This window comes from Pseudomonas sichuanensis, assembly GCF_024749065.1.
Taxonomy (GTDB): Bacteria; Pseudomonadota; Gammaproteobacteria; order Pseudomonadales; family Pseudomonadaceae; genus Aquipseudomonas; species Aquipseudomonas sichuanensis.
In genome coordinates, this window is record NZ_CP087185.1 from 3,014,805 (window position 1) to 3,039,788 (window position 24,984).

A 24,984-nucleotide genomic window follows, 5' to 3' on the forward strand; every position below is an offset into this window, starting at 1 on the left:
TTAATCCTGTCGCCGCTGGCCCTGGCCGGCGCTAGACCTGCATTTTGGCAATTCAAGGAAGCCCCCACGATGGACAGGAAGCTCGTACCGCTGGCCCTGCTGGCGACCCTGCTCGGCTGCTCGGACGACCGGCAAGCCACCGAGGCCAGCCTGCGTCAGGCCGCGCAAACCTGGCTCGACAGCCAGTACCCGCATTGTTTCGTGATCAGCAGCTTCCCTACCCGCACCCGCGATTTCGACGTGGACGGCAACAACAAAGCGTTGCATGCCCTGGCTCAGGTCGGTGTGGTCAGCGAGAAAGAGATTGCCCGCACTGAAGTGCCTGCCCGCCTGTGGCAACCGGCACGCACCGACATCTATTACGCCTACGCGCTGACCGATGAAGGCCGCAAGTACTACAAGGCCGACGCAGGTGACAGCAAGATCGGCGGGTTGTGCTTCGGCAAGGCCCAGGTCACCACCATCGAGCAGTTCACTGAGCCGACCGAACAGGCTGGCAGGACGGTATCGAGGGTGACCTACCGCTACAGGGTCAGCGAGCTTCCTGAATGGGCTGGCGATGCGTCGGTGCAAGCCAGCGTGAAAGGCCTGGGCAAGGCGTTCAACAGCAGTCGCCAGCCGCTTGAGGCAACTGCCAGCATGGCTTTGACCGAGCAAGGCTGGGTGCAACAGCAGTTGCCCAATTGAGGGCCGCCGCGAACGGCCGCGCGCTTGAGCCTTGTGTTAATCCTGAGAAAATCCGCAGTCGCCATCCTTGCCCCGCCCCGGCCGCTGCGCGGCCGGTTTTCCGGTTCAACGATGGAGTCACACCATGAAATCCCTGTCTTTCGCCCTCGCCCTGCTGGCCGCGACCTCGGCCACTTCAGCCTTCGCCGAAGGCGGCGCCGAGCGTCTGCAAGCGCGCAACGAGCAGTTGGCGCAACAACGTCAGCAGCAGGCCGAGGCAGTCGCCAAACGCGATGCCCATGTCCAGTCGCAGGCGCAAGCGCCGCGCCAGGGCGATGCACTCAATAGCAAGCCTTGCAGCTGATGCCCGCGAGGGCCGGCAATGCCCGGCCCTCACAACCACCAGGCCAGCACTGCAGGCAACCACACGAACGACAACAGCGTCGAGCACATCACCAGGTTGGCCACCTGCTCGGGTTCGCGGTTGGCCCGCACTGCCAACAGGTAGTTGAACACCGCCACCGGCATCGACGACTGCACCACCAGCACCGCCCGCTCCAGGCTCTGAAGCCCCAGCGCGGTACCCACCGCCCAGCCCACTACCGCCCCCAGCACGATACGCAACCCACCCAGCACCAGGCCGCTGCCGATGTGCTGCGGGCGAATGCTGGCCAGGGAAACGCCGAGGGTCAGCAGCATCAACGGGATGGTCATGCCGCCCAGCAGGTCGGCGGTGTTGGCCAGCCAGCGCGGCAGTTCGACATCGAAGAAGATCAGCGGCATGGCGCCGGCCAGGCTGATCACGATTGGGTTGCGCAACAGCGCCTTGAACGAGGCGGCGCCACCGGAAATGGCGATGCCCAGGGTGAACTGGAAGATCGACAAGGTGAGGAAGAACGCCACCGCCAGGGCCAGGCCGTGCTCGCCGAAGGCGTACAGGCTGATCGGCAGGCCCATGTTGCCGGTGTTGGGGAACATGAAAGCCGGCATCAGCACGCGCCAGTGCCGGCCACTGAGGCGGCATACCAGGTAGCCGGTCAGCGCCATGCCCAGCATGCACAGCACGCAGGCCAGGGCCATGCTGGTGAAGGCGGCGGGATCGAGTTGGGTGCGGTTGAGCGTGGACAGCACCAGCGCGGGCGTGCCGACGGTCATGACCACCCGCGCAATGAACTCGGTCGGGTAGTCCAGCCCACGGCGGGCCCAGGTGTAGCCGATACCGGCGACGATGAACACGGGGGCCAGGACGGCGAACAACGAGGCCAGCATTGTGTAGGATCTCCCTGAAAACCTGCCGCGCATTATGCGTATTTATGCCTCCAAGTGGCATCGCCGTGCGCCACGGCTGGCAACCTTGGCCTGACCGGTTCGTGTGGGAGCAACTGTCTTATGTTGTCAGTGCTGGCCTCATCGCTGGCAAGCCAGCTCCCACAGGTACGATGCGGCGCGGTTCATGTGGGAGCGGGTTTACCCGCGAAGCGCCGCGGGCGGCGCTCGATCTCATAGGCGCTGCAGCCCTGCCGGCGTACGCCTCGGGGTCCACCGGAGATCGCATCAGCACCTCCTGGTGCTCGCCTTAAATTCATCGTCGGGGCGAAAATTGAGCGTGATCATCAATAGTTAAAGTAAATTCTAGAATAAATATTTGTTTAGATTCAGATATTTAACAATTGTTATTAATGCTGATTGTCCGATATGTTTTCTGAGGCAGACGGGTACTGTGCAGATACTCGTCGGCCTGCGGCCTCTCGTCGCAGCCAACGCCCTCTTGGCAAATCCGCCACAGCCCGTAAAATCCCGCCTCCTTTTCGCCCGTCGCCCATTCGGTGGCAACCGCCCGCAAGGACAGCGTCCGCGCCTCTCGCCACATCGCGCATGTGCCACAGGCTCAACCGCCCCCGCCCGGCCTCCCCTTGAGGTCCAGCGGTTGACCCTTGCCCAGGTCGCATTCCGTGCACGCAGCGCAAAAGGCGCAGCTTGGCTTATTCCAACCTTGAGGTACGTATGTCTCCGCGTTTGCTGGCGATGGCGCTGGCACCCCTGCTCGGCCTGTTCATCATTGCCCTGGGCAATGGCTTCATGTCTTCCCTGACCACCCTGCGCCTGGACGCCGCAGGCGAATCGGCGACCACCATTGGCGTGGTGTCCTCGGCCTACTTCATCGGCCTGACCCTCGGCGCAATCGTCAACGACCGGTTGATCCTGCGCATCGGCCATATCCGCGCCTACAGCAGCTTCGCCGCGCTGATCGGCGCGACCATCCTGCTGCAGGGCCTGTTCTACGACACCACCTGGTGGTCGATCCTGCGCCTGCTCAACGGCTGGGCTGCGGTGGGGGTATTCCTGGTGATCGAAAGCTGGCTGCTGCTGGCCGGTGACGCCAAGATCCGTGGCCGCCTGCTGGCGCTGTACATGATCGCCTTCTATGGCGCCGGGGTGATCGCCCAGGCGGCCCTGGGCGAGATCACCAGTTGGGGCGACACCGCGCCGTTCATGCTGGCCGGCATGCTCGCCACCCTGTCGGTGCTGCCGATCGTGATCCTGCCGCGGGTGTCGCCGTTGCTCGACCAGGTCGAGCCGCTCAAACCACGCCAGCTGCTGGGCGTGGCGCCTACCGGGTTGGTCGGTTGCTTCGGCTCCGGCGTGGCGATTGCCGGCATCTATGCCCTGCTGCCGCTGTACCTGCAGCGGGTCGGGCTGGACGTGGGCGAGGTCGGCGAAATGATGGCCTGGGTGATTCTCGGCGCCATGTTGCTGCAATACCCGGTGGGGCGCTGGTCCGACCGCAAGGACCGTCAGGATGTGCTGATCGCCCTGGCGGCGATGTGCACCGTGCTGTCGCTGCTGATCGTGGTGCTGCCGGTGGACACCGTGCTGCTGCCCGCCCTGCTGTTCCTGCTCGGTGGCGGGGTGTTCGCGCTCTACCCGGTGGCGGTCAGCAGCGCTGCCGACCGCGCGCCGGCTGATGCCCTGGTGCCGATGATCCAGGGCCTGCTGCTGATCAACTCGCTGGGCTCGGCCATGGCGCCGCTGACCATTTCGCCGATGATGACCTCGTACGGCGAAGTCGGGCTGTTCTGGGCATTCGCCGCAATCAACCTGGCGATGGTCGGCTTCTTCCTCTGGCGCCGCGGCAAGCGTCCGAAACCTGAGCACCCGGCGCCGTTCACGGCGGCCACTACCTTCTCGCCGACCGGCGCCGAACTGCGGGTGACCGAGGACCTGATGCATGCCGCCCAGGAGCACCCGCCATTGAAGAATGATAACGCCGAGATGATTTAGTGTGTTATGCCACTGATGAGCGTCTAGTGACTGTTGCAGTGATAACACCAATGCAATCTCAGCATTAGACCCTCATCAGATACCGGAAGCCAAATTTTTTATGGCGTGGCGAATTTCGTCATGTTGCGACGCAGGAATAGACGGATTGATGAAGTAATTCATCGCCCTGATCGAAACAGGCAGCAGCTCTTCGTCGTGCTCAAATACCAAATCGACAGAGCACTGAAATAACACCCCTAGGCAATGCTTCGACATTTTTTCAACTTCGTGATCCCCCAGCTCGCCATAAAAGACTGACTCAATCTGCAATGAGACAAACGAAGAAATAATTTTCTCGAAGTTCTTATCCTTAGTTGCGTGCTGCAAAATACCACCTGCAGCCAACTTATTTCTCTCCTCCAGCTTTGCATAGACCCCTAAAAATTCAGAAAATACGGACTGGGCAAAATTCCAAATCTTTTGATGGTCCACCAAGGCAGATAAATCAAGCGCAACAAATCCGTAGGATGCCAGCTTTTTTTCGACACGCTCATCGAGCTGCTTTAGTCCTTTGCTCAAGTTCGGTCGCAACCCTTTTATTCCATGCAGATACTTACACTCCACCGCTAGTTCTTCATTAACGATTACGTCGCAGATAGTTGTCATATCCAGGTTTACGGTGGCCTTTTCGGACGGCAAAAATCTAAGCGCCATTGAAAGCTCGAAGAACGTGTCGTTGTACTCTTGTCCTTTCTCCTGAAGGTCACTTGCCCCTTCAAGCAACTTCATCAGATCCGCATCCTTTATCTTTATATTTTCAGGCCGCGGAAACAGTCGATTTAACAGATTATAGCGCGTTACAATGGACGCCAGCATGGCTGCATCCTGGTTTGGCAAGCTGGATATCTCTTTGAGCTGCCGCTCATAAAAACCCAACTTCGTATTGCGCACATTTGTATTGGACCCGTGCTTGACAAGCAGCCTCTGAAATTCGTCAAGCAGTCGAGCGAAATCTTCAGCAACTTCGACAAAGCTTTTTCGACCGTAAACAAAACTCATAACCACCTCTTTCCCTGTAATTAATATTCCTTGCTGAACCATGCCACTGTGGCTCGCATCATGGCAAGGAAAAATAATATAGTTACGATTTCACAAAACTGTCAATTCGATGGTGCCCCTTTTCACCCCGATGATGGCCGGAGACTGATGAGCGACCGTTACACGGCCGTTCGTCGACCTCGATGCACTTCTTGAAATCGAAAAAGCCAAAGCATCTACAACCTAGCCGATAGGAGAATCACCATGGCTCGCACTCGCTCGCTCACTCTCATGCTGGCCTTTTGTTTAGCGATCGCCTCTGCTTCCAGTTTCGCCGCTTCCACTACCTACGGCAGCGGAACCGAGCCACAGAAGGTCGAGCACTCCACAGGCGATCAGCCCAGAGGCTCCACCGCCGGTGATGGCAGCAGTGTCAACAACCCCGGTGGCGGCAAGGGCAACGACAGCAGCGACACCGGTACCAACGCCGATGCGGCCGACGGTGCTGCCGGTGGCTCGAACAGTACCGGCGAGGCTACCGGCAGCGGTGCCGGGCACACCGGCGGCACCGCCGAGGACCAGGACAGCCATTGACGGGCCTTGGCTACACTGCTGAACGACGCCCCTGCCCTGGAGACCTGGCATGAACCTCAGGTACTGGTTGCTGCTTGCCTTGCTGCCCACGGGGGCATTCGCCGCCTCGGTCAACTACAGCCCCGCCCTGGACATCAGTTCGGCGTCGTTCACCGACGGTGGGGTGATCGCGCTGCAGCAGGTGGGCGCGGACCCTGCCTGTGGCAGTGGCGAGGAAAAGTCACCGCAGGTGAGCTGGACCAACCTGCCGCAGGGCACCCGCTCGCTGGTACTGGTGATGTTCGACCCCGATGGTGGCAAGGGGCTGGGGGTGGTGCACTGGCTGGCCTACAACATCGACCCGGCCTCCGGTGGCCTGGAGGAAGGTGCTGGCGGCCAGAGTAGCCCGGTGGCCGCGCTGGGCCTCAACTCCCGTGGTGCCATGGCCTATCGCGGGCCTTGCCCACCGGCGGGCGACAATCCCCATCACTATGTGCTGACCCTGATCGCCACTGATCTTGCCCCTGGCAGCCTGCCCGGGGAGCTGAACCATCAAGGGTTGCTGAAGGCGCTGCAAGGCCATGCGCTGGGGGCGCAGAGCCTGGTGGGGCGTTACGGGCATTGATCTGACGCAGTCATCGCGGGGCAAGCCCGCTCCCACGGATTGCGTGGGAGCGGGCTTGCCCCGCGATGGCCCTCCGCCTACCGCCAATACTGCGCCTCATCCACCACCCGCTGGTGCTCGGCGAACAGCAATGGCAGTTGCTCCTTGAGGTAATCGATCCAGGTCCGCACCTTGGCATCCAGGTAATGCCGCGACGGGTAGATCGCATAGATCTCACGCTGGCGCAGCCGATACGGCGCCAGCAACCGGCACAGGCGCCCTTCCTGCATGGCCTGGCTGGCCGAGTAGTACGGCAGCAACCCCACCCCCATGCCCAGCTCGGTGGCCTTGACCATCGCGTCGGCGACATTGGTGAGGAAGGTGTCCTGGGGCGCGATGACGCAGCTTTCCGGTGCCTTGCCGAAGGTCCAGTCCTCTTCGAACAGCGGATCGACGGTGCGCAGGCAGGTGTGCGCGTGCAAGTCCTGCGGCTGTTTGGGCACGCCGTGCCGGGCCAGGTAATCCGGCGAGGCACAGAGAATGCTGTGGATGCTGCCCAGCGGGATGGCGATCAGCTGCGAATCGGGCAAGCCCTGGCCAATGGCGATCACCACATCGTGCCCCTCGGCCAGCGGGTCGGGGTTGCGCTGCGACAAGGTCAACTCCATCACCACTTCCGGGCAGGAGGCGTTGTAGCGCGCCACCAGCGGCATCATCAACAGGCCCAGGCCATGGGTGCAGTGCAAGCGCAGCCGGCCGCGGGGCGTGAGGTGGGCGCCACGGGCCTCGTCCATGGCCTCTTCGGTGAGCAGCATGATCTGCCGCGAGCGCTCGAGAAAACGCTCGCCCGCCTCGCTCATGCGCAGGCGCCGGGTGGTGCGGTGCAGCAGGCGGGTCTGCAGCTGGTTTTCCAGCTCCGCGACAATCCGCGACACCTGCGCCGCCGAGATGTCCAGGGCGTTGGCGGCGGCAGCGAAACTGCCGCACTCCACTACCCGGGCAAAGGTGCGCATCGCATGCAGCATGTCCATGAGGTGGGCTCTCATTCATACATGAAAGGCAGGAATCTATCACGGGTTAACCCATTTATTGTGAAACACCAATGAATGGATCATGGACACATCCCGCAAACGAGGAGCCTGTCATGAAACGTTCGATCGCTGTTGTCGCCCTGTCCGCCACCCTCGCCTCGTTCGGCGCCTTCGCCGACAGCGCCACCCAGCTGCCCGTGAGCAGCAGCTACGAATACGGCATGCCGATGGACGTGGCCAAGGTCATCTCGATCACCCCGGCCAGCAACGCCGCCGATTGCCAGGTGGGCACCGCGCACATGGTCTACGTCGACCATCAGGGCCAGACCCACCAGGTCGACTACCGCGAAATGGGCAATTGCTCGCAGCAGTGACGCCTGCGCAAACGGCCGGGAAAAATACCAGCCGTCTTGCCCAAAGTGCATTTGCCCACCTGCCTTGCCGCCCCATGATCGTCCGGAACAACTACAAGAACGTTCCGGAAGCCGATCATGATCGAAACCGCTGCTGCCCTGCCCGCCCATTCGCCGGCCGCCACCCATGCACGCATCACCTGGCGGCTGATGCCGCTGCTGCTGGTGTGCTACCTGTTCGCCCACCTCGACCGCATCAACATCGGCTTCGCCAAGATGCAGATGAGCGCCGACCTGGGCTTTTCCGACACTGTGTACGGCCTGGGCGCCGGCCTGTTCTTCGTGGCCTACGCGCTGTTCGGCGTGCCCAGCAACCTGGCCCTGGACCGGGTTGGCCCACGCCGCTGGATCGCCACGCTGATGGTGGTCTGGGGCCTGCTGTCCACCGGCATGCTGTGGGTGCAGGACGCAGCCGGCTTCTATACCTTGCGCTTTTTGCTCGGCGTGGCCGAAGCGGGCTTCTTCCCCGGTATCCTGGTGGTGCTCAACCGCTGGTACCCGGCCAGGCGCCGGGCCCAGGTGACCGCGCTGTTCGCCATCGCCGTGCCCTTGGCCGGGGTGGTCGGCGGGCCGCTGTCCGGCGGCATCCTGCAAGCCTTCCATGACCACGGCGGCCTGCGCGGCTGGCAGTGGATGTTCCTGATCGAAGGTTTGCCCGTGGTGCTGCTGGGGCTGGTGGTGCTCAAGTGGCTGCCGGACAGCTTCGAGCAGGTCAGCTGGCTCAGCGCCGAACAGAAACGCGCCCTGCGCGAAGAACTGGACGGCGAAGAACAGCGCAAACCGGTCAGTTCGCTGACGGGCCTGCTGGGCAATGCCCAGGTGTGGCTGCTGGTGGCCGTGTATTTTGCGGTGATGCTGGCGGTGAACACCCTGGCGTTCTGGATGCCTAGCCTGATCCATGGCGCCGGGATCGGCAGCGATGGCCAGGTCGGCCTGCTCAGCGCCGTGCCTTACCTGGCCGGCTGTCTGTTCATGCTCGGTTGCGGGCGCTCGTCGGACCGCCATCGGGAGCGCCGCTGGCACCTGTGCGTGCCGCTGCTGATGGCCGCCGCCGGTATCGCCGTGGCCGGGTTGGCACCGGGCAATGCGTTGCTGGTGATGAGTGGCCTGGTAGTGGCCGGCATGGGCGCCAGTGCCGCGCTGCCGATGTTCTGGCAACTGCCCCCGGCGTTCCTGGCGGGCAGCACCCAGGCGGCGGGGATCGCCATGATCAGTTCGTTCGGCAGTATCGCCTCGTTTCTCGCGCCCTACCTGATCGGCTGGATGCGCGACACCGCCAACAGCCCTGGCCTGGCGCTGCAAGTGCTGGCGGTGGCCATTGTGTTCGGGGGCCTGCTGGTGCTTAAAGTGCCGGCCAGCGTGGCCAACCCGCGTTAGGCGGCGGCGAGCATCTCGCTGATCCAGCGGGCCTGACGGGCGATGTCCTGCACCTTGTCCTCGGGCACCGGCTGGCGGGCACGCTCGAAATTGTCGAGCGTCTGCTGCTTCTGGCGCAGCATGCGCTGCCACTTGAACAGGAACGCCGGGCTGCGCTGTTCCATCAGCAGCGGGCCGAAGTACAGCTGTTCGGCGCTGTAGGCGACCCCCTCGCAGCGCTCGGCAACGATGATTTCGTAATCGAAGCGGTTCTCCCGCAACACTTCTTCGCAATGGATGCGGTAGTCGTTGTCCATCAGCCACTGGCGCAGCGGCTGCTCGCCGCCGTTGGGCTGCAGCACCAGGCGCTCCTTGCCGCTCAAGCGTTGCTTGCCGGTCTCGAGGATGTCGCGGATGGTCTCGCCGCCCATGCCGCAGATGCTCACGGCAGTGATCCCATCTTGCGGCTCGATGGCCGCCAGGCCGCTGGCCAGGCGCACGGTGGCCTGTGCCTCCAGGCCGTTTTCGCGCACGGTGCGCTGCGCGGCCTGGAAGGGCGTCAGCGCCACTTCGCCAGCCACTGCCGCGGCAATCGCGCCACGGCGCAGCAGCGCCACCGGCAGGTAGCCATGGTCCGAGCCGATGTCAGCCAGCCGTGCCCCGGCCGGGATATGCGCCGCCACCCGCTCGAGGCGCGTGGACAAAGTGTGTTGATTCAACGGTTGCCTCTTTGATCACCCAGGGCCCGGCGCCTGCGGCCGGGTCGGGGCGCGATTCTGCCGTGGGCCGCCGCGCTTATCAAATCGGCGCGACCACGGCCACGGCTCGACCCGCCCCTGGCGCTCGCGTAGGCTTGCGGGCTTTCCACCCGTGCAAGGCAGAACACTCCATGGTAAACGACGGCATCATCTTTACCCCGGACCCGGACGCCGATTCCATCTCGTCCGACGTGGCCGAGTACAACGGCGTGCTGGTCAGCACCCAGATCCCTACCCGCGCCGACGGCAGCCTTGAGCTGGGCGACATCACCACTCAAAGCGAATGCACCCTGCAGGCGCTTAAAGTGGCCCTGGAGCGCGCCGGCAGCTCGATGGACCGGGTGCTGCACCTGACCATCTACCTCACCGACATGGCCGACCGCCCGGCGTTCAACGAGGTGTACCAGCGCTTCTTCAGCAAGCCGTGGCCGGTGCGCGCGGCGGTTGGCGTGGCCTCGCTGGCGGTAGAAGGCATGAAAGTCGAAGTGACGGCGATGGCGGCAAAGGGCTGAGCCCTGTCGCACGCCCCTTGTAGGAGCGGCCTTGTGTCGCGAAAGGGCTGCACAGCAGCCCCGGCAATCTTGAGGTGTCACTCAGATCCTGGGGCCGCTTCGCAGCCCTTTCGCGGCACGAGGCCGCTCCTACAACGGACGTACAAGCCCAGCGAGCGAGAGGCTGCGCAGCAACCCTTCCCGCCCCATCCAGCAGCCCGGGGATGCCACCACCCCATTTCACCGCTACAATGCCCGCCTTACCGTGACAGCCCGAACCTATAACGACATGTCCCTTCCAAAGCACCACCTGGAACTGCTCAGCCCTGCCCGTGACGTGAGCATCGCCCGCGAGGCGATTCTGCACGGCGCTGACGCCATCTATATCGGCGGCCCGAGCTTCGGCGCGCGCCACAACGCCTGCAACGAGGTCAGCGAGATCGCCGACCTGGTGGAGTTCGCCCGGCGCTACCACGCGCGGGTGTTCACCACCATCAACACCATCCTCCACGACAACGAGCTGGAGCCGGCGCGCAAGCTGATCCATCAGCTGTATGACGCCGGGGTCGATGCGCTGATCGTGCAGGACCTGGGGGTGATGGAGCTGGATATCCCGCCGATCGAGCTGCACGCCAGCACCCAGACCGACATCCGCACCCTGGCCCGGGCCAAGTTCCTCGACCAGGCCGGTTTCTCGCAGCTGGTACTGGCCCGTGAGCTGAACCTGCAGGAAATCCGCGCAATCGCCGCCGAAACCGACGCGGCCATCGAGTTCTTCATCCACGGCGCACTGTGCGTGGCCTTCTCCGGCCAGTGCAACATCTCCCACGCCCAGACCGGGCGCAGCGCCAACCGTGGCGACTGCTCCCAGGCCTGCCGCCTGCCGTACACCCTCAAGGACGACCAGGGCCGTGTGGTCGCCTTCGAGAAGCACCTGCTGTCGATGAAGGACAACAACCAGACCGCCAACCTGGCCGACCTGGTGGATGCCGGCGTGCGCTCGTTCAAGATCGAGGGCCGTTACAAGGACGTGGGCTATGTGAAGAACATCACCGCCCACTACCGCAAAGAGCTGGACGCCATCCTCGAAGGCCGCCCGCAGCTGGCCCGCGCCTCCAGCGGGCGCACCGAGCACTTCTTCGTGCCCGACCCGGACAAGACCTTCCACCGCGGCAGCACCGACTACTTCGTCAGCGACCGCAAGATCGACATCGGCGCCTTCGACTCGCCGACCTTCACCGGCCTGCCGGTGGGCGTGGTGGAGAAAGTCGGCAAGCGCGACTTGCAGGTAGTGACCGAGGTCCCCCTGAGCAACGGCGACGGCCTCAATGTGCTGGTCAAGCGTGAGGTGGTGGGTTTCCGCGCCAACATCGCCGAACTCAAGAGCGAGTCCGAAGACGACGGCCAGAAGCGCTACCGCTACCGCGTCGAGCCCAACGAGATGCCCGAGGGCCTGTACAAGCTGCGCCCCAACCACCCGCTGTCGCGCAACCTCGACCACAACTGGCAACAAGCCCTGCAGCGCACCTCGGCCGAGCGCCGGGTGGGCGTCGAGTGGCACGCGGTGCTGCGCGAGCAGCGCCTGATGCTGACCCTCAGCAGCGAGGAAGGCGTGAGCGTGCAGGTGGCCCTGGATGGCCCGTTCGGCGCCGCCAACAAGCCGCAACAGGCGCTTGACCAGTTGCACGACCTGCTCGGCCAGCTCGGCACCACCATGTACCACGCCAACGCCATCGAGCTGGACGCGCCGCAGGCGTACTTCATACCCAACTCGCAGCTCAAGGCCCTGCGCCGCGAAGCCATCGAGGCGCTGACCGAGGCGCGGGTCAAGGCCCACCCCCGTGGCGCTCGCAAGGCCGAGACCACGCCAGCGCCGGTGTACCCCGAGTCGCACCTGTCGTTCCTGGCCAACGTCTACAACCAGAAGGCCCGCGACTTCTACCACCGCCATGGCGTGCAACTGATCGACGCCGCCTACGAGGCCCATGAAGAGCACGGCGAAGTGCCGGTGATGATCACCAAGCACTGCCTGCGCTTCTCCTTCAACCTGTGCCCCAAGCAGGCCAAGGGCGTCACCGGCGTGCGTACCAAGGTCGCACCGATGCAGCTGATTCAGGGCGATGAAGTACTCACCCTGAAGTTCGACTGCAAGCCGTGCGAGATGCATGTGATCGGCAAGATGAAGAGCCATATCATCGACCTGCCCACCCCAGGCAGCGCCGTGGCCCAGGTGGTCGGGCACATCAGCCCGGAAGACCTGCTCAAGACCATCCCGCGCGCGCCGCACTGATCGTTCTGCGCTGCGACCACTTCGCGGGTTTCTCCGCGAAGTGGTCGCAAAGATCCATAAAAGTCTCAAAAGAGACCTTTATTCTTGATCCTTCTTTTGTTTTCTGCACAATGCCAAGCATGCGAACCACGCGAGGCAACCCGATGCAACCCACCCCTCACGACGAACGCCTGCTCAAGGCCTTGGCCAACGCCATGGTGGTCCACCCCCGGGCGACCCTTAAGGAGCTGGCCGAAACCGCCGGCGTCAGCAAGGCCACCCTGCACCGCTTCTGCGGCACCCGCGACAACCTGATCGAGATGCTGGAGAACCATGGCGAGCAGGTGCTCAACCAGGTCATCCGCGACGCCGACCTCACGCAGGTCGAGCCGCTGCCTGGGCTGCGCCACCTGATCGCCGAGCACCTCAAGCACCGCGAGATGCTGGCCTTCCTGATGTTCCAGTACCGCCCCGATACCTTGCTGGGCGACAGCGAGGATCGTCGCTGGCATGCCTATACCCAGGCCATGGACGCATTCTTCCTGCGCGCCCAGCAATTGGGGGCGCTGCGCATCGATATCAGCGCGGCGGTGTTCACCGAGATGTTCCTGAGCATGATCTTCAGCATGGTCGACGCCGAGCGCCGCGGTCGGGCGGCCAGTGCCACCTCGGCGCTGACCCTGGAGCAGTTGTTCATCCACGGGGCCCAGGCGCCGGCCTGAAGACCGCAACGCCTTCATCGCCGGCAAGCCGGCTCCCACAGGGGAGCGATGGGCCTTGTGGGAGCCGGCTTGCCGGCGAAAGGGCCATCCCATCCACTGCAAAAAAAAGGCCCCTGGGCACGGGTCCCAGGGGCCAGAGGGTTGGATAACCCAACCAAAGGAGTCATTGCCTAGCCCTTCATCGGCCACCCGCCACCGAGGGCGCGGAACAGGTCGACCAGGGCCAGCTGGCGCTGGGTGCTGGCCTGGATATAGGCCGCCTCGTTGACGAAGTTGTTACGCTGCGCGTCCAGGTAGCGCAGATGGTTATCCACACCACCCTCATAACGCGCCTTGGCCAAGGCCTCGCTCGCCCGGCTGGTATCGACCAGCGCCCGACGCGCGGCTTCCTCGCGGCGTAGCGTGTCGGTGGCGGCCAGTGCATCGGCCACCTCACGGAATGCGGCCTGGATCGTGCCCTCGTAGGCCGCCACCGCCGAATCCTTGCGCGCCTCGGCCAGGCTCAGGCCGGCGCGGTTGCGGCCGGCATCGAACAATGGCAGCGACAGCTGCGGCATGAAGCTCCAGCTGCGCGAACCGCCGTCGAACAACCCGGACATCTGCGCGCTGGAGGTGCCGAAGCTGCCGGTCAGGCTGATGCGCGGGAAGAACGCCGCCCGCGCCGCACCGATATCGGCGTTGCGTGAAAGCAAGCGGTGCTCGGCGGCGAGGATGTCCGGGCGGCGCTCGATCAGCGCCGACGGCAGGCCAGGGGTGATGTCCTGCAGCACCATCGGCTGGTTCGGGCGCTCACCTGGGATCAGCTTGGCCGCCTGCGCGTCGCCCAGCAGCAGCACCAGGGCGTTATAGGCCTGGCGTTGCTGACGCAGCGTGGCTTCGAGGTCGGCCCGGGACTGCTCGACCAGCCCCAATGCCTCCTGGTGGTCCAGCGCGGTGGCGGTGCCGGCGCTGCGGCGCTGGCCGACCAGGGCCAGCGAATCCTCGCGGCTGGCGAGGGTCTGGCGAGTCAGCGCCAGGCTGCGCTCGGCACCATCCAGGGTCAGGTAGGCCTGGCTGACTTCGGCGATCAAGGCAATGTGCGCGGCACGGCCGACCTCCTCGCTGGCCAGGTACTGCTCCAGCGCCGCATCGCTCAGGCTCTTGACCCGGCCGAACAGGTCCAGCTCGTACTCCGGCAGCGCCAGCCCCACCTGATAGGTGCTGCTGACGCCCTCACGGCCATTGCTCGACAGCCCCGCCGGCAGATGCTGGCGATTGCCCGATGCAGCGGCATTCAAGCCGGGCACCCGGTCGGCGCGCTGGATACGGTATTGCGCGCGGGCCTGCTCGATGTCGAGCAGGGTCTGACGCAACGAACGGTTGTTGCCCAACGCGGCGCCCACCAGCTGACGCAGCACCGGGTCGACGATGAATGCCTGCCATTCAAGCTGATCCACCACCGGGCCTTGATGCCCGGCAGCGTCGCCCCACTGCGCCGGCACCGGCGCCTCGGGGCGCTCATAGGTCGGCGCCAGGGAGCAGCCCGCCAGGGTCAAGGCCAGGACCAACGGAAGAACACGAGTACCCATGAACATCACTTGGCCACCTCGACAGCCTGTGGCACAGCCGCAGGCTTGCGCTTGAGCAACGACAGCACCCAGACGAAACAGATCGGCACGAACACCACCCCCAGCAGCGTCGCGCTGAGCATGCCGCCGATCACCCCGGTGCCAATGGCCCGCTGGCTGGCCGCACCGGCACCGGTGGCGATGGCCAGCGGCACCACGCCGAGGATGAAAGCCATGGAGGTCATCACGATCGGGCGGAAACGCAGGCGCGCGGCCTCGATGGCGGCGTCACGCAGGCTATAACCTTTCTCCCACAGCTCCTTGGCGAACTCGACGATGAGGATGGCGTTCTTCGCCGCCAGGCCGATGATGGTGATCAGGCCGACCTTGAAGTACACGTCGTTGGGCATGCCGGTGACCATCACCGCCAGCACCGCACCGAGGGCGCCGATCGGCACGATCAGCATCACCGTCAGCGGAATCGCCCAGCTTTCGTACAGCGCCACCAGCAACAGGAACACCACCAGGATGGCCAGGGCGAACAGGCTGCCGGCCTGGCCGCTGGAGACTTTTTCCTGGTACGAAAGCCCCGTCCAGGCATAGCCGATGCCGGGCGGCAGCTCACTGACCAAGCGCTCCATTTCAGCCATGGCCTGACCGGTGCTGTGGCCCGGCGCCGCGTCACCGGCGATACGGATCGATGGGTAGCCGTTGTAGCGCACCAGTTGCACCGGTCCTTCTTCCCAGCGCGTGGTGACGAAGGCGCTGAACGGCACCTGCTCACCGCTGGCGTTGGGTGCATACAGGCGCAGCACGCTTTCCGGGGTCATGCGCTCGCCTTGTTCGGCCTGCACCACCACGCGCTGCTGGCGCCCGGCATTGGTGAAGTCGTTGATCACCGCCGAACCGAAGGCGGTGGCCAGGGTACTGTTGATGGTCTCGAAGCTCACGCCCAGGGCGCGGGCCTGCTCACGGTCGATCTGCACCCGCAGCTGCGGCGACTCCGCCAGGCCCTCCATCATCGCGTACAGAATCACCGGGTTGCCGTTGGCACCGGCCAGCAACTGGTCGCGGGCGGCCAGCAGCGCTTCGCGGCCCAGGCCGCCCCGGTCCATCAGGCGCAGGGCGAAGCCACCGGCATTGCCCAGGCCGTCGATCGGCGGTGGGTTCACGGCGGTGAGGGTGCCGTCGCCATGGGCGGCGAAGCGCGCGTTGATGGCGTCGATCTCGGCCGCCGCGGATTGGTCCGCGCCGCGCAACGACCAGTCCTTGAAGGTCGGGAAGGCCAGTGCGGCATTGTCCCCCATGCCCGAAAAGCTGAAACCGCTGACCACGAACGCCGAGGCCACCGCCTCGCGGGACATCAGGAACTGCTCCAGGGCTTGGCCGGTGGCATCCGTACGTACCCGGCTGGCGCCCGGCGGCAGTTGCACGTCGACGATGGCGTAGCCTTGGTCTTCGACTGGCACGAAGGACTCCGGCAGGCGCAGGTAAAAATAACCGAGCATGGCCAGGATGCCGGCGTACACCAGCATGTAGCGCCCGGCACGCTGAACCAGCGCGCTGTTCAGCGCCGAGTAGCGATCGGTAAGACGCGCGAAGCTGCGGTTGAAGGCGCCGAAGAAGCCGCGTTTTTCATGGTGGCCCTGGGGCACCGGCTTGAGCAGCGTGGCGCACAGCGCCGGGGTGAAGGTCAGGGCCAGGAAGCCCGAGAACAGGATCGACACCGCCAGCGACAGCGAGAACTGCTGGTAGATCACCCCCACCGAGCCGGACATGAACGCCAGCGGCATGAACACTGCCGACAGCACCAGGGTGATACCGATGATCGCACCGGACACCTGCCCCATGGCCTTGATGGTCGCCTGCACGGGCGACAGCCCCTCTTCGGCCATCAACCGCTCGACGTTCTCCACCACCACGATGGCGTCGTCCACCAGGATGCCGATGGCCAGCACCATGCCGAACATGGTCATCATGTTCACCGAGAAGCCGAGCAGCTTCATCACCATCAGCGTGCCCAGCAGGCACACGGGCACCACGATCGAGGGGATCAGGGTATAGCGGATGTTCTGCAGGAACAGGAACATCACCAGGAACACCAGCACCATGGCTTCGATCAAGGTATGGATGACTTTCTCGATGGCCACGTCGACGAACCGCGAGGTGTCGTAAGGCACCGAGTACTCGACGCCTTCAGGGAAGAACGCGGACAGTTCGGCCAGCCGCGCCTTGACCAGCTCGGCGGTTTTCAGGGCGTTGGCGCCCGGCGCCAGCTGCACCGCGCCGGCCACTGCCGGCTTGCCGTCCAGGCGCGAACCGAAGTTGTAGCTTTCCATGCCGACTTCCAGGCGCGCCACGTCGGCCAGGCGCACCAGCGAGCCGTCTGGGTTGGCGCGCAGAACCACCTGGCCGAACGCCTCAGGGTTGTCCAAGGTGCCTTGCACGGCCAGGGTCGCGGTCAGTTCCTGCTCGCTGGCGCCTGGCGCGCTGCCGAAGCTGCCGGCCGGCACTTGCACGTTCTGGCCACGGATGGCGTTGCCGACATCGTCGATGCTCAGGCCGTAGCCCACCAGCTTCTGTGGGTCGACCCACACGCGCATGGCCGCTTCCGAGGAGAAGAACTGCAGCTTGCCCACGCCCGGCACCCGGCGCAGTTCGTTGTTGATGTTGCGTGCGGCGTAATCGCCCAGGGCGGTGGTGTCGGCCTTTTCGAAGCCTTGCTGGTAGTTGAGCGCATAGATCAGCAGAAAGCCCGCGCTGCTCTGCTCCACCTGCAGCCCTTGGGTCAGCACCGCCTGGGGCATACGTGCCTCGGCCTTCTTCAGGCGGTTCTGCACATCGACCTGGGCCAGCTCGGGATTGGTCCCAGGCTCGAAGGTCACCACCACCTCGGCCACGCCGTTGGAGTTGTTGGTGGACTCGAAGTACAACAGGTTCTTGGCACCGTTGAGGGACTCTTCGATGACGCTGGTCACCGACTCCACCAGCACCTTGGCCGATGCGCCCGGATAGGTGGCGGTGACCGTGATCTGCGGCGGGGCGACGTTGGGGTACTGGGCCACCGGCAACAGCGGGATCACCAGCAGCCCGGCCAGGGAGATGAACAGCGCCACGACCCAGGCGAAGTTCGGCCGATTGATGAAGAACTTGGACATTTCGCTACCCTCGCCTCAATGCGCTGCGGCTTGCTGTGCCTGGGCCGGGCTGACCGGCATGCCAGGGGCCAGGCCTGCCGGGCTGCCGACGATCACCTGGTCGCCTTCGCGCAACCCTTCGGTGATCTGCCAACGTGCGCCCTGCATCACCCCGGTGCGCACGGCGCGGGCTTCGGCCAGGTTGCCGGTGCCCACCACCATCACCCGTGCTTCGCCGTCGCTGCCGCGCTGCACGGCGCGTTGCGGCACCAGGATGGCCTGCCGGTCGGTGCCCTGTGGGGTGCGCACCCGCACGTACATGCCTGGCAGGAGCGTCCCGTCGGCGTTATCGAAGCGCCCGCGCAGGGTGACCTGGCCGGTGCTCCGGTCGACTTCGACGTCGGTGAACATCAGGGTGCCCTGGCGCTGGTAGTCGGTGCCTTCGACCTGGGCCATAAGCGCCGTGTCGTCGCCACCGGCCAGCGCGCCGTCCTGCAGTGCCTGGCGCAGGCGCAGGGCATCGGCGGCGGACTGGGTGAAGTCGACGTAGATCGGGTCGAGCTGCTGGATCCGCGCCATCAGCGTGGCGTCGCCCTGCCCCACCAGCGCACCTTCGGTGGCCAGTGCGCGACCGATACGGCCGGAGATCGGCGCCGTGACCGTGGCATAGCCGAGGTTCAGCCGCGCCGTCTGGACATCTGCCTGAGCTGAACGTACCGCGGCTTGGGCGCTGCGCAACGTGGCGTTGGCGCTGTCGAAGTCCTGGCGGCTGACGGCTTCGATCTTCACCAGCGGCTCATAGCGCTTGACCCGTGCCTGGGCTTCCTGCTGCACCGCCTGGGCCCGCGCGAGATCGCCATTGGCGCGAGCCAGGGCAGCCTGGAACGGCGCCGGGTCAATCTGGAACAGCACATCGCCGGCCTTGACGTCGGCACCCTCTTCGAATCGCTTGTGCAGCACGATACCGGCCACCCGGGCCCGCACTTGCGCCACCCGCATCGGTTCGACCCGGCCCGGCAGGGTCGAAGCCAGGCTCAGCGGCTCGCTGGCCACTGTCACCAGTTCCACCGGGAATGCTGCAGGCGCAGCGGCCTGCGGTTCACCCGCCGAGTCACACCCGGCCAGCGCCACGGCCACCGCCAGCCAACTGGCCACCCCAATTGCACGCAAGTTGCTCATCACATCACCCGAGCTTTTGATTGAAAACGGCGCGAATGGTACTCAGGCATACTGAATGAGTCAATTTAGTCTCATTTGATATTCATGTGAATAATTGTAAGCACCTGCCCGGTCGTCGGCTTGCCGCATACCCCACCCAAGCAAGGCGTCAAATGATTACCAAGCCCTGCGGAGAACGCCCATGCCCCTGCACCCCGTGGCCACCCTCGCCCAACTCGATCAACAGCGCCCCCTGCGCGTTCAGGCCGGGGCCGAAGAGGTGATCCTGGTTCGCCATGGCGACCAGGTGCGCGCCTACCAGGGCAACTGCCCCCATGAAGGCGCGCCGCTCGATGAAGGCGTGGTATGCGGCGGCCTGCTGGTTTGCCCTTGGCACAAGGCTGCATTCGCCGTGGATGAAGGCGCGGTGTGCGAACCGCCCGCGCTGACGGGCCTGCGCCGCTACCCCGTGCAGATCAAGGGCGAGCAGGTCTGGGTCGATGATCAAGCCCTGCCCCTGGCGGCAACGCCCCGCCACAGCGATGCACGGGTGTTCGTGGTGGTCGGTGCCGGCGCTGCCGGTTCAGCGGCCGTGGCCACTCTGCTCGACCATGGCTTCGGCGGGCGCCTGGTCTGGGTCGATCAGGAACAGCCCAGCGCCTACGATCGCACCGCCCTGAGCAAATTCGTCATCGCCGGGCAGATGCCGCCGGACGAGGTACCGACGCTGCTGGAGCCCGACGTGCTGCGCCAGAAGCCGTTGCAGCGCCTGCACGCCAAGGTGCGCAGCCTGAACGTGGCCGGCCGTGAAATCGTCCTCGCCGATGGCCAGCGCCTGAAGTACGACGCGGCCCTGCTGGCCACCGGCGGCAAGCCCAAGCGCCCCGAACTGCCCGGCGTGCAATTGCCTGGCATCTGCGTGCTGCGCTCGCGCGAGGACGCCGCGCGCCTGCTCGACCTGGCCGAACCCGGCCAGCCGGTGGTGATCGTCGGTGATGGCTTCATCGGCCTGGAAGCGGCTTCGGCACTGCGCAAGTACGGCCTGCAGGTGCATGTGGTGACCCGCCATGCGGTGCCGCTGGCGAAACAGCTGGGCGAACGCATTGGCCTCAGCCTGCGCGAGCTGCACGAGCGCAAGGGTGTGGTGTTCCATGGCCCCACCGAAGTGGCCGCCTTCGAAGGCGGTGAGCGGGTCGAGGCAGTGCTCCTCGCCAACGGCGAGCGCCTGGCCACACCACTGGTGCTGCTGGGCACGGGCATCACGCCGGCTACCGGGTGCCTCCAGGGCCTGCAACTGGGCGAAGACCGCTCGGTGCAGGTCGACGCCCATCTGCAGGCCGCCGAAGGCCTGTGGGCGGCCGGCGATATCGCCACCTTCCCCCTCGCCGGGCGCCCGGTGCGCATCGAGCACTGGCGCCTGGCCCAGCAACAGGGGGTGATCGCTGCCGCCAACATGCTCGGCGAGCGGCGCCGCTACGATGATGTGCCGTTCTTCTGGACCTACCAGCATGGGCGCACCCTCGAGGTGCTCGGGCATGGCCGCCAGTGGAACCGCATCGAGTATGTCGGTGAGCCCGAGCACGGCGATTTCATCGCCCTGCAATGCATCGACGACCAGGTCGAGGCGGTGATCGCCAAGGGCTATGCGCGGGCCATGGCGGTGCTGTCGCAACGGATGAAACGGCCGTTGTCCAGCCGCGAGGCGCGGGAGCTGATAGATGCCTGGCCAGACTGACTCAGTCCAGCGCGCCGTGCAGCACCTCATAGATAAGGCCAGTGGCAGCCGCCACCAGGATCAGGTCGGTCCCCGCCTGGAGCCAGTCATAGCCATCGTAATGGGGTAGTTGGCCCAGCAGCCTGCCGTCAAGTTTCTTGGCTATGCCCGGGGGCAGCGGCTTGCCGCGGGCGAGGTTTTTCTGGATGCCTGGCGGCAAAGGCGCCGCAGGTGCCCAGTAGTCATGGTAGCGGTCAAGGGTGATCCGCACCCCGCCGACATCCACCTGGGGACCGCCGTGGTAGGCATTGCCAGCTTTGTCGGGCTTGCCCTTGCCTGCTTTATCGTGCTGCTGGCCATGGGCGTTGCCCTTGCCCTGGCCATTGCCGGGGTCCGCCAGCAGCAGCGGCGAAGTGCCGAGCATGGCGAGGCTGGTGACGATGGCGATGATCTGCTGCGACTTCATGGGCCTGCTCCCTGGTAATCGATTGGCGCACGGTCAAGCATCGATCAACCGGCGCACCAGGGCAAGGCTGGCACCTGCACCTTTCAAAGTGCCCGGGTTCTGTGTAAAAACACCTGACCCTCATCGCACGCAAAGGATTCCCGGCAATGATCTACCGCCCCCTCGGCCACAGTGGCCTGCAAGTCTCGGCCCTCACCCTCGGCAGCATGATGTTCGGTGAGCAGACCAGCACCGAAGACGCCCTGCGCATCATCGACAAGGCCTGGGACCAGGGCATCAACTTCGTCGACACCGCCGATGTGTACAACGGCGGGCGTTCCGAGGAGATCGTCGGCGAGGCGGTGGCGCGCAACCGCCAGGAGTGGATCGTCGCCTCCAAGGCCGGCTACGGCCCGGTGGATGGCCTGCCCAACCGCAGCGGGCTGTCGCGCAAGCACCTGTTCAACGCCATCGAAGCCACGCTCACGCGCATGGGCACCGACTACCTGGACATCTACTACCTGCACCGCGAAGACCACAGCGTGCCATTGGAAGAGACCGTGCGGGCGATTGGCGACCTGCTGGCGCAAGGCAAGATCCGCTACTGGGGCGTGTCCAACTTCCGCGGCTGGCGCATCGCCGAGATCTGCAACGTCGCCGACCAGCTCGGCGTGGCCAAGCCGGTGGTCAGCCAGCCGCTGTACAACATCGTCAACCGCCAGGCCGAGCCTGAGCAGCTGACCGCAGCGGCCTACCATGGCCTGGGCGTGGTGCCGTTCAGTCCGCTGGCCCGTGGCGTGCTCAGCGGCAAGTATGCCCCGGGCTCGGTGCCGGACGCCGGCAGCCGCGCCGGGCGCCAGGACAAGCGGATCATGGAAGTGGAATGGCGCCAGGAGTCGCTGGGCATCGCGCAGAAGATCCACGCCTACACCGAGGCCAAGGGCGTGGGCATCGTCGAGTTCGCGATTGCCTGGGTGCTGAACAACCGCCTGGTCAGCTCGGCCATCGTCGGCCCGCGCACCGAGGCGCAGTGGGACACCTACGCCGGTGCCCTGGAGGTGAAGGTCACCGCCGAAGACGAAGCCTTCATCGACTCGCTGGTAACCCCGGGCCATGCCTCCACGCCCGGCTTCAACGATGTGGCGCACTTTGTCAGCGGGCGCCTGCCGCGCGCCTGAGTGCTGCCTGGGTGGCGCGGCTCAGCGCCGCGCCACTTGCCACAGCCGTGCAATGTCCGCTGCCCGTGCCTTGAGCAGATTGCCCGCGTCGGCACAGGCCTGCTCCAGGCTCATCGGCCCGCTGGCCAGGGCAAACGCGGCGTCGATGCCGTGCGCATACAGTTGCTCATAGCCCGCGCCCAAAGTACCCGCCAGCACCACAACGGGCACGCCGTGGCGTTTGGCGACCCGCGCGACGCCCATGGGGGTCTTGCCGCGCAGGGTCTGCGCATCGAAACGCCCCTCGCCGGTGATCACCAGGTCGGCGCCCTGCACCAGCGTATCCAGCTGTGCCAGCTCAGCCACCACCTCGACCCCAGGGCGAAACTGCGCGCCCATGAAGGCCTTGGCCGCAAAGCCCATGCCACCGGCCGCGCCGCTGCCCGGCTGATCGCGTACATCCTTGCCCAGCAACTGCGCGCAATGGTCGGCGAAATGGCCCAGTGCCTGGTCCAGCACCTGCACCTGTTCGGGGCTGGCGCCCTTCTGCGGGCCGAAGATCGCCGAAGCGCCATTGGCGCCGCACAGCGGGTTGTCGACATCGGCAGCGACCTCTACCTGTACTTGCGCCAGGCGTGGGTCGAGGCCGCTGGCGTCGATGCGGGCCAGTTGCGCCAGGGCCAGGCCGCCTTCGGCCAGCGGTTGGCCTTGTGCATCCAGCAGGCGCAGGCCAAGGGCGCGCAGCATGCCGCTGCCGCCGTCGTTGGTGGCGCTGCCGCCGATGGCCAGGACAATGCGCCGGGCGCCGGCCGCCAAGGCAGCGGCGACCAGCTCGCCAGTGCCCCAGGTGCTGCTGCGGCAGGCATCGCGCTGGGCGCTGGGAATCAGCTGGATACCGCTGGCCTGGGCCATCTCGATCACGGCAGTACGGCTCTCGGGCAGCCAGCCCCAGGCAGCTTCCACGCTCGCCCCCAATGGCCCACGCACCTGCTGGCGGCGCTGTTCGCCATGGCTGGCGGCGACGATGGCCTCCATGGTGCCTTCGCCGCCATCCGCCATTGGGCACTCGACCAGGGTAGCCTGCGGCCACACCTGGGCCAGGCCGCTGGCGATGGCGCGGGCGACACCGGCAGCGTCGAGGCTGTCCTTGAACGAATCGGGGGCGATGACGACTTTCATGGGGCTACTCCTGTGCTGATGCCTCGCATGCTGACAGTTGTGTGATGGGGGGGCCTCTGTCGGATGCACAAAAGTGGGGGGTGGGTGTTTGGGCGGATGACTGGTCAAGCAGGATTGGGTGATGGCCACCAGGTGCATGGCGATGGTTTTGCAGCGCCGGTGAGATCGAGCGCCATGCACCTAGCCGCCCTCAATCTCAGAACAACTGCCAGGTGTAAACCAGGATCAACCGGTTCTCATCGATATCACTGCGATAGTTGGACCGCGCCATGGCATTGCGCACCCTAATCCCCAACCCCTTGAGCACCCCGCTCTGCACCGCATACCCTAGGTCGATATCCCGCTCGCGGTCGCGCCCCTCGAACCCCTTGCCAGTATCGACGTTGTCGCCGGTGATATAGCGCACCGTGGCCGTCAACCCCGGGATACCCATGGCCGCGAAGTTGTAGTCGTAGCGCAGCTGATACGAGCGCTCGTCGGTATAGGCGAACTCGTAGGTCGGCACTTCGTTGCCCAGCGGGCTGATGTTGGCGAACACCCGCGGGAACGGGCTGTCGCCGTACATGGCCTGGTAACCGGCGCCGAAGCTATGCCCCCCACGCTTGGCGGTGAACATCGAAAAGAATGCCTGGTTGTCGATATCACCCAGCAGCGCATCGCCATCCTCGCGGGCCGTGAAGTAGCCCAGGTTGGCACTGAGTACCCAGTCCCCCACCGGTTTGCTGTGCTTGAAGCCGACGAAACTCTGCTGGTAGATATCTTCCAGCTGCCCGTGCCACAGGCTCAGGCTGCTCAGGTTGGCATTGAACGCGTAGTCGCCACCGACATAGTTGAACGCATCGCTCTCGGCCTGGCGCATGGGCACATGGCCGAGCATGGCGTTGAGCTTGCCGTCGCCGGCTTCATTGCGCAGGTGGGTGGAACTGAGGTGGCCGGCCTGCACGGTCAACCCGTCGATTTCACTGGAGCTCAGGCTCAGGCCCTGGTAGGTCGGCGGCAGCAGCCGGATATCGCTGAAGGTCAGCACCGGCAGGTTGGGCTGCAGTTCGCCTGCACGCAGTTCGGTCTTTGACAGCCGCGCCTTGAACGTGGGCGCGATGCGGCTGTACTCACTGGCGGCGCGACCATCGTCGTGCACCGGCAGCAGGCCGGTGTTGACCCGGTCGGGGCTGCTGTCCAGACGGATGCCGAGCAGGCCCAGAGCATCCACGCCAAAACCGACGGTGCCCGGCGTATAGCCGGACTTGAAATCGAGGATGAAGCCTTGGGCCCACTCCTCGGCCCTGGACTGCGGGTTGGCGCCGACGATGTCCGAGTAATCACGGCTGAAGTAATAGTTGCGGGCGCTGAGGCTGGCCTTGGCGTCCTCGAAAAAGCCGCCGTCGGCAGCCCACAGTGGTTGGCTGAGCAGGCTCAGGCCGATGGCGACGCAAGGGGTGTGGTTCATTCCGAAGCTCTCTGATCT

22 protein-coding genes are annotated in these 24,984 nt (G+C 65.1%); 12 read left to right on the forward strand and 10 right to left on the reverse strand.

Annotated features, from left to right (window positions below):
- The first annotated feature begins 69 nt into the window (after positions 1 to 69).
- Together LOY51_RS13640 and LOY51_RS13645 are read left to right on the forward strand one after the other, a co-directional pair.
- On the forward strand, positions 70 to 687 hold the full coding sequence (locus LOY51_RS13640) for an SEN1982 family lipoprotein (protein ID WP_125858649.1): 618 nt from the start codon (positions 70 to 72) through the stop codon (positions 685 to 687).
- A gap of 124 nt (positions 688 to 811) precedes the next feature.
- Positions 812 to 1,030, forward strand: a complete 219-nt coding sequence (locus LOY51_RS13645) for a hypothetical protein (RefSeq protein WP_125858650.1) — start codon at positions 812 to 814, stop codon at positions 1,028 to 1,030.
- A 29-nt stretch (positions 1,031 to 1,059) separates the two neighbouring features.
- Here LOY51_RS13645 and LOY51_RS13650 read toward each other — a convergent pair whose 3' ends face one another.
- Positions 1,060 to 1,935 carry an AEC family transporter gene (locus LOY51_RS13650; RefSeq protein WP_125858651.1) on the reverse strand — a complete coding sequence of 292 codons (876 nt, stop codon included), beginning with the start codon at positions 1,933 to 1,935 and terminating at the stop codon, positions 1,060 to 1,062.
- 735 nt (positions 1,936 to 2,670) lie between these two features.
- Between LOY51_RS13650 and LOY51_RS13655 the strand changes: the two genes are divergently transcribed.
- Positions 2,671 to 3,948 carry an MFS transporter gene (locus tag LOY51_RS13655; protein WP_125858652.1) on the forward strand — a complete coding sequence of 426 codons (1,278 nt, stop codon included), beginning with the start codon at positions 2,671 to 2,673 and terminating at the stop codon, positions 3,946 to 3,948.
- A gap of 75 nt (positions 3,949 to 4,023) precedes the next feature.
- Here LOY51_RS13655 and LOY51_RS13660 read toward each other — a convergent pair whose 3' ends face one another.
- Complete coding sequence (locus tag LOY51_RS13660; RefSeq protein ID WP_258641638.1) at positions 4,024 to 4,986, reverse strand: hypothetical protein; 963 nt, start codon at positions 4,984 to 4,986, stop codon at positions 4,024 to 4,026.
- A 243-nt stretch (positions 4,987 to 5,229) separates the two neighbouring features.
- Between LOY51_RS13660 and LOY51_RS13665 the strand changes: the two genes are divergently transcribed.
- Positions 5,230 to 5,559: a hypothetical protein gene (locus LOY51_RS13665; protein WP_258641639.1), complete on the forward strand. Its 330-nt coding sequence runs from the start codon at positions 5,230 to 5,232 to the stop codon at positions 5,557 to 5,559.
- A 49-nt stretch (positions 5,560 to 5,608) separates the two neighbouring features.
- Positions 5,609 to 6,163: a YbhB/YbcL family Raf kinase inhibitor-like protein gene (locus LOY51_RS13670; protein WP_258641641.1), complete on the forward strand. Its 555-nt coding sequence runs from the start codon at positions 5,609 to 5,611 to the stop codon at positions 6,161 to 6,163.
- 77 nt (positions 6,164 to 6,240) lie between these two features.
- On the opposite strand, the gene LOY51_RS13675 is transcribed toward LOY51_RS13670, so the two are convergent.
- The gene (locus LOY51_RS13675; protein WP_125464115.1) at positions 6,241 to 7,173 is read right to left on the reverse strand and encodes a LysR family transcriptional regulator; all 933 of its coding nucleotides are present in this window, start codon (positions 7,171 to 7,173) and stop codon (positions 6,241 to 6,243) included.
- 113 nt (positions 7,174 to 7,286) lie between these two features.
- On the opposite strand from LOY51_RS13675, the gene LOY51_RS13680 reads away from it, so the two are divergent.
- The gene (locus LOY51_RS13680; protein WP_258641643.1) at positions 7,287 to 7,547 is read left to right on the forward strand and encodes a DUF2790 domain-containing protein; all 261 of its coding nucleotides are present in this window, start codon (positions 7,287 to 7,289) and stop codon (positions 7,545 to 7,547) included.
- A 117-nt stretch (positions 7,548 to 7,664) separates the two neighbouring features.
- A complete protein-coding gene (locus tag LOY51_RS13685; RefSeq protein ID WP_258641644.1) occupies positions 7,665 to 8,963 on the forward strand; it encodes an MFS transporter in 1,299 nt (432 codons plus the stop codon).
- Here LOY51_RS13685 and LOY51_RS13690 read toward each other — a convergent pair.
- The gene (locus LOY51_RS13690) at positions 8,960 to 9,661 is read right to left on the reverse strand and encodes a tRNA (adenine(22)-N(1))-methyltransferase (protein WP_258641646.1); all 702 of its coding nucleotides are present in this window, start codon (positions 9,659 to 9,661) and stop codon (positions 8,960 to 8,962) included. The genes LOY51_RS13685 and LOY51_RS13690 overlap by 4 nt on opposite strands.
- Before the next feature lie 170 nt (positions 9,662 to 9,831).
- On the opposite strand from LOY51_RS13690, the gene LOY51_RS13695 reads away from it, so the two are divergent.
- The 3 genes from LOY51_RS13695 to LOY51_RS13705 all read left to right on the forward strand — a co-directional run bounded on the left by LOY51_RS13695 (position 9,832) and on the right by LOY51_RS13705 (position 13,182).
- Positions 9,832 to 10,212: a RidA family protein gene (locus tag LOY51_RS13695; protein WP_258641647.1), complete on the forward strand. Its 381-nt coding sequence runs from the start codon at positions 9,832 to 9,834 to the stop codon at positions 10,210 to 10,212.
- 268 nt (positions 10,213 to 10,480) lie between these two features.
- Entirely contained in the window at positions 10,481 to 12,481 is a 2,001-nt protein-coding gene (locus LOY51_RS13700) for a peptidase U32 family protein (protein WP_258641648.1), read from the forward strand.
- 143 nt (positions 12,482 to 12,624) lie between these two features.
- Positions 12,625 to 13,182 carry a TetR/AcrR family transcriptional regulator gene (locus LOY51_RS13705; protein WP_125858662.1) on the forward strand — a complete coding sequence of 186 codons (558 nt, stop codon included), beginning with the start codon at positions 12,625 to 12,627 and terminating at the stop codon, positions 13,180 to 13,182.
- A 170-nt stretch (positions 13,183 to 13,352) separates the two neighbouring features.
- On the opposite strand, the gene LOY51_RS13710 is transcribed toward LOY51_RS13705, so the two are convergent.
- From LOY51_RS13710 to LOY51_RS13720, 3 genes are read right to left on the reverse strand one after another with little or no spacing between them, the layout of a single operon-like run.
- On the reverse strand, positions 13,353 to 14,756 hold the full coding sequence (locus LOY51_RS13710; RefSeq protein ID WP_258641649.1) for an efflux transporter outer membrane subunit: 1,404 nt from the start codon (positions 14,754 to 14,756) through the stop codon (positions 13,353 to 13,355).
- Positions 14,756 to 17,887: a multidrug efflux RND transporter permease subunit gene (locus LOY51_RS13715; protein WP_125858664.1), complete on the reverse strand. Its 3,132-nt coding sequence runs from the start codon at positions 17,885 to 17,887 to the stop codon at positions 14,756 to 14,758. The genes LOY51_RS13710 and LOY51_RS13715 overlap by 1 nt, the downstream gene beginning before the upstream one ends.
- A 15-nt stretch (positions 17,888 to 17,902) precedes the next feature.
- Positions 17,903 to 19,045, reverse strand: coding sequence for a MexC family multidrug efflux RND transporter periplasmic adaptor subunit (locus tag LOY51_RS13720; protein ID WP_125858665.1), 1,143 nt, complete (start codon positions 19,043 to 19,045; stop codon positions 17,903 to 17,905).
- 181 nt (positions 19,046 to 19,226) lie between these two features.
- Here LOY51_RS13720 and LOY51_RS13725 point away from each other — a divergent pair, with 181 nt between their 5' ends.
- The gene (locus LOY51_RS13725; RefSeq protein ID WP_125858666.1) at positions 19,227 to 20,759 is read left to right on the forward strand and encodes an FAD-dependent oxidoreductase; all 1,533 of its coding nucleotides are present in this window, start codon (positions 19,227 to 19,229) and stop codon (positions 20,757 to 20,759) included.
- 1 nt (position 20,760) lies between these two features.
- On the opposite strand, the gene LOY51_RS13730 is transcribed toward LOY51_RS13725, so the two are convergent.
- The gene (locus LOY51_RS13730; protein WP_125858667.1) at positions 20,761 to 21,204 is read right to left on the reverse strand and encodes an anti-virulence regulator CigR family protein; all 444 of its coding nucleotides are present in this window, start codon (positions 21,202 to 21,204) and stop codon (positions 20,761 to 20,763) included.
- 146 nt (positions 21,205 to 21,350) lie between these two features.
- On the opposite strand from LOY51_RS13730, the gene LOY51_RS13735 reads away from it, so the two are divergent.
- Positions 21,351 to 22,361 carry an aldo/keto reductase gene (locus LOY51_RS13735; RefSeq protein ID WP_125858668.1) on the forward strand — a complete coding sequence of 337 codons (1,011 nt, stop codon included), beginning with the start codon at positions 21,351 to 21,353 and terminating at the stop codon, positions 22,359 to 22,361.
- 21 nt (positions 22,362 to 22,382) lie between these two features.
- Here the strand turns inward: LOY51_RS13735 and LOY51_RS13740 are convergent, their stop codons facing one another.
- On the reverse strand, positions 22,383 to 23,519 hold the full coding sequence (locus LOY51_RS13740) for a glycerate kinase (RefSeq protein ID WP_258641650.1): 1,137 nt from the start codon (positions 23,517 to 23,519) through the stop codon (positions 22,383 to 22,385).
- Positions 23,520 to 23,715: 196 nt separating this feature from the next.
- Positions 23,716 to 24,966 carry an OprD family porin gene (locus LOY51_RS13745; protein ID WP_125858670.1) on the reverse strand — a complete coding sequence of 417 codons (1,251 nt, stop codon included), beginning with the start codon at positions 24,964 to 24,966 and terminating at the stop codon, positions 23,716 to 23,718.
- Positions 24,967 to 24,984: the final 18 nt, after the last annotated feature.

Excerpts from the sequence above, each read along its gene's own strand:
- LOY51_RS13705 (WP_125858662.1), top strand. The coding sequence starts at position 12,625 with ATGCAACCCACCCCTCACGACGAACGCCTGCTCAAGGCCTTGGCCAAC.
- LOY51_RS13745 (WP_125858670.1), bottom strand. The coding sequence starts at position 24,966 with ATGAACCACACCCCTTGCGTCGCCATCGGCCTGAGCCTGCTCAGCCAA.
- LOY51_RS13715 (WP_125858664.1), bottom strand. The coding sequence starts at position 17,887 with ATGTCCAAGTTCTTCATCAATCGGCCGAACTTCGCCTGGGTCGTGGCG.
- LOY51_RS13660 (WP_258641638.1), bottom strand. The coding sequence starts at position 4,986 with ATGAGTTTTGTTTACGGTCGAAAAAGCTTTGTCGAAGTTGCTGAAGAT.
- LOY51_RS13710 (WP_258641649.1), bottom strand. The coding sequence starts at position 14,756 with ATGTTCATGGGTACTCGTGTTCTTCCGTTGGTCCTGGCCTTGACCCTG.
- LOY51_RS13740 (WP_258641650.1), bottom strand. The coding sequence starts at position 23,519 with ATGAAAGTCGTCATCGCCCCCGATTCGTTCAAGGACAGCCTCGACGCT.
- LOY51_RS13730 (WP_125858667.1), bottom strand. The coding sequence starts at position 21,204 with ATGAAGTCGCAGCAGATCATCGCCATCGTCACCAGCCTCGCCATGCTC.
- LOY51_RS13675 (WP_125464115.1), bottom strand. The coding sequence starts at position 7,173 with ATGGACATGCTGCATGCGATGCGCACCTTTGCCCGGGTAGTGGAGTGC.
- LOY51_RS13670 (WP_258641641.1), top strand. The coding sequence starts at position 5,609 with ATGAACCTCAGGTACTGGTTGCTGCTTGCCTTGCTGCCCACGGGGGCA.
- LOY51_RS13680 (WP_258641643.1), top strand. The coding sequence starts at position 7,287 with ATGAAACGTTCGATCGCTGTTGTCGCCCTGTCCGCCACCCTCGCCTCG.
- LOY51_RS13725 (WP_125858666.1), top strand. The coding sequence starts at position 19,227 with ATGCCCCTGCACCCCGTGGCCACCCTCGCCCAACTCGATCAACAGCGC.
- LOY51_RS13645 (WP_125858650.1), top strand. The coding sequence starts at position 812 with ATGAAATCCCTGTCTTTCGCCCTCGCCCTGCTGGCCGCGACCTCGGCC.
- LOY51_RS13695 (WP_258641647.1), top strand. The coding sequence starts at position 9,832 with ATGGTAAACGACGGCATCATCTTTACCCCGGACCCGGACGCCGATTCC.
- LOY51_RS13650 (WP_125858651.1), bottom strand. The coding sequence starts at position 1,935 with ATGCTGGCCTCGTTGTTCGCCGTCCTGGCCCCCGTGTTCATCGTCGCC.
- LOY51_RS13640 (WP_125858649.1), top strand. The coding sequence starts at position 70 with ATGGACAGGAAGCTCGTACCGCTGGCCCTGCTGGCGACCCTGCTCGGC.
- LOY51_RS13685 (WP_258641644.1), top strand. The coding sequence starts at position 7,665 with ATGATCGAAACCGCTGCTGCCCTGCCCGCCCATTCGCCGGCCGCCACC.
- LOY51_RS13735 (WP_125858668.1), top strand. The coding sequence starts at position 21,351 with ATGATCTACCGCCCCCTCGGCCACAGTGGCCTGCAAGTCTCGGCCCTC.
- LOY51_RS13700 (WP_258641648.1), top strand. The coding sequence starts at position 10,481 with ATGTCCCTTCCAAAGCACCACCTGGAACTGCTCAGCCCTGCCCGTGAC.
- LOY51_RS13665 (WP_258641639.1), top strand. The coding sequence starts at position 5,230 with ATGGCTCGCACTCGCTCGCTCACTCTCATGCTGGCCTTTTGTTTAGCG.
- LOY51_RS13720 (WP_125858665.1), bottom strand. The coding sequence starts at position 19,045 with ATGAGCAACTTGCGTGCAATTGGGGTGGCCAGTTGGCTGGCGGTGGCC.
- LOY51_RS13655 (WP_125858652.1), top strand. The coding sequence starts at position 2,671 with ATGTCTCCGCGTTTGCTGGCGATGGCGCTGGCACCCCTGCTCGGCCTG.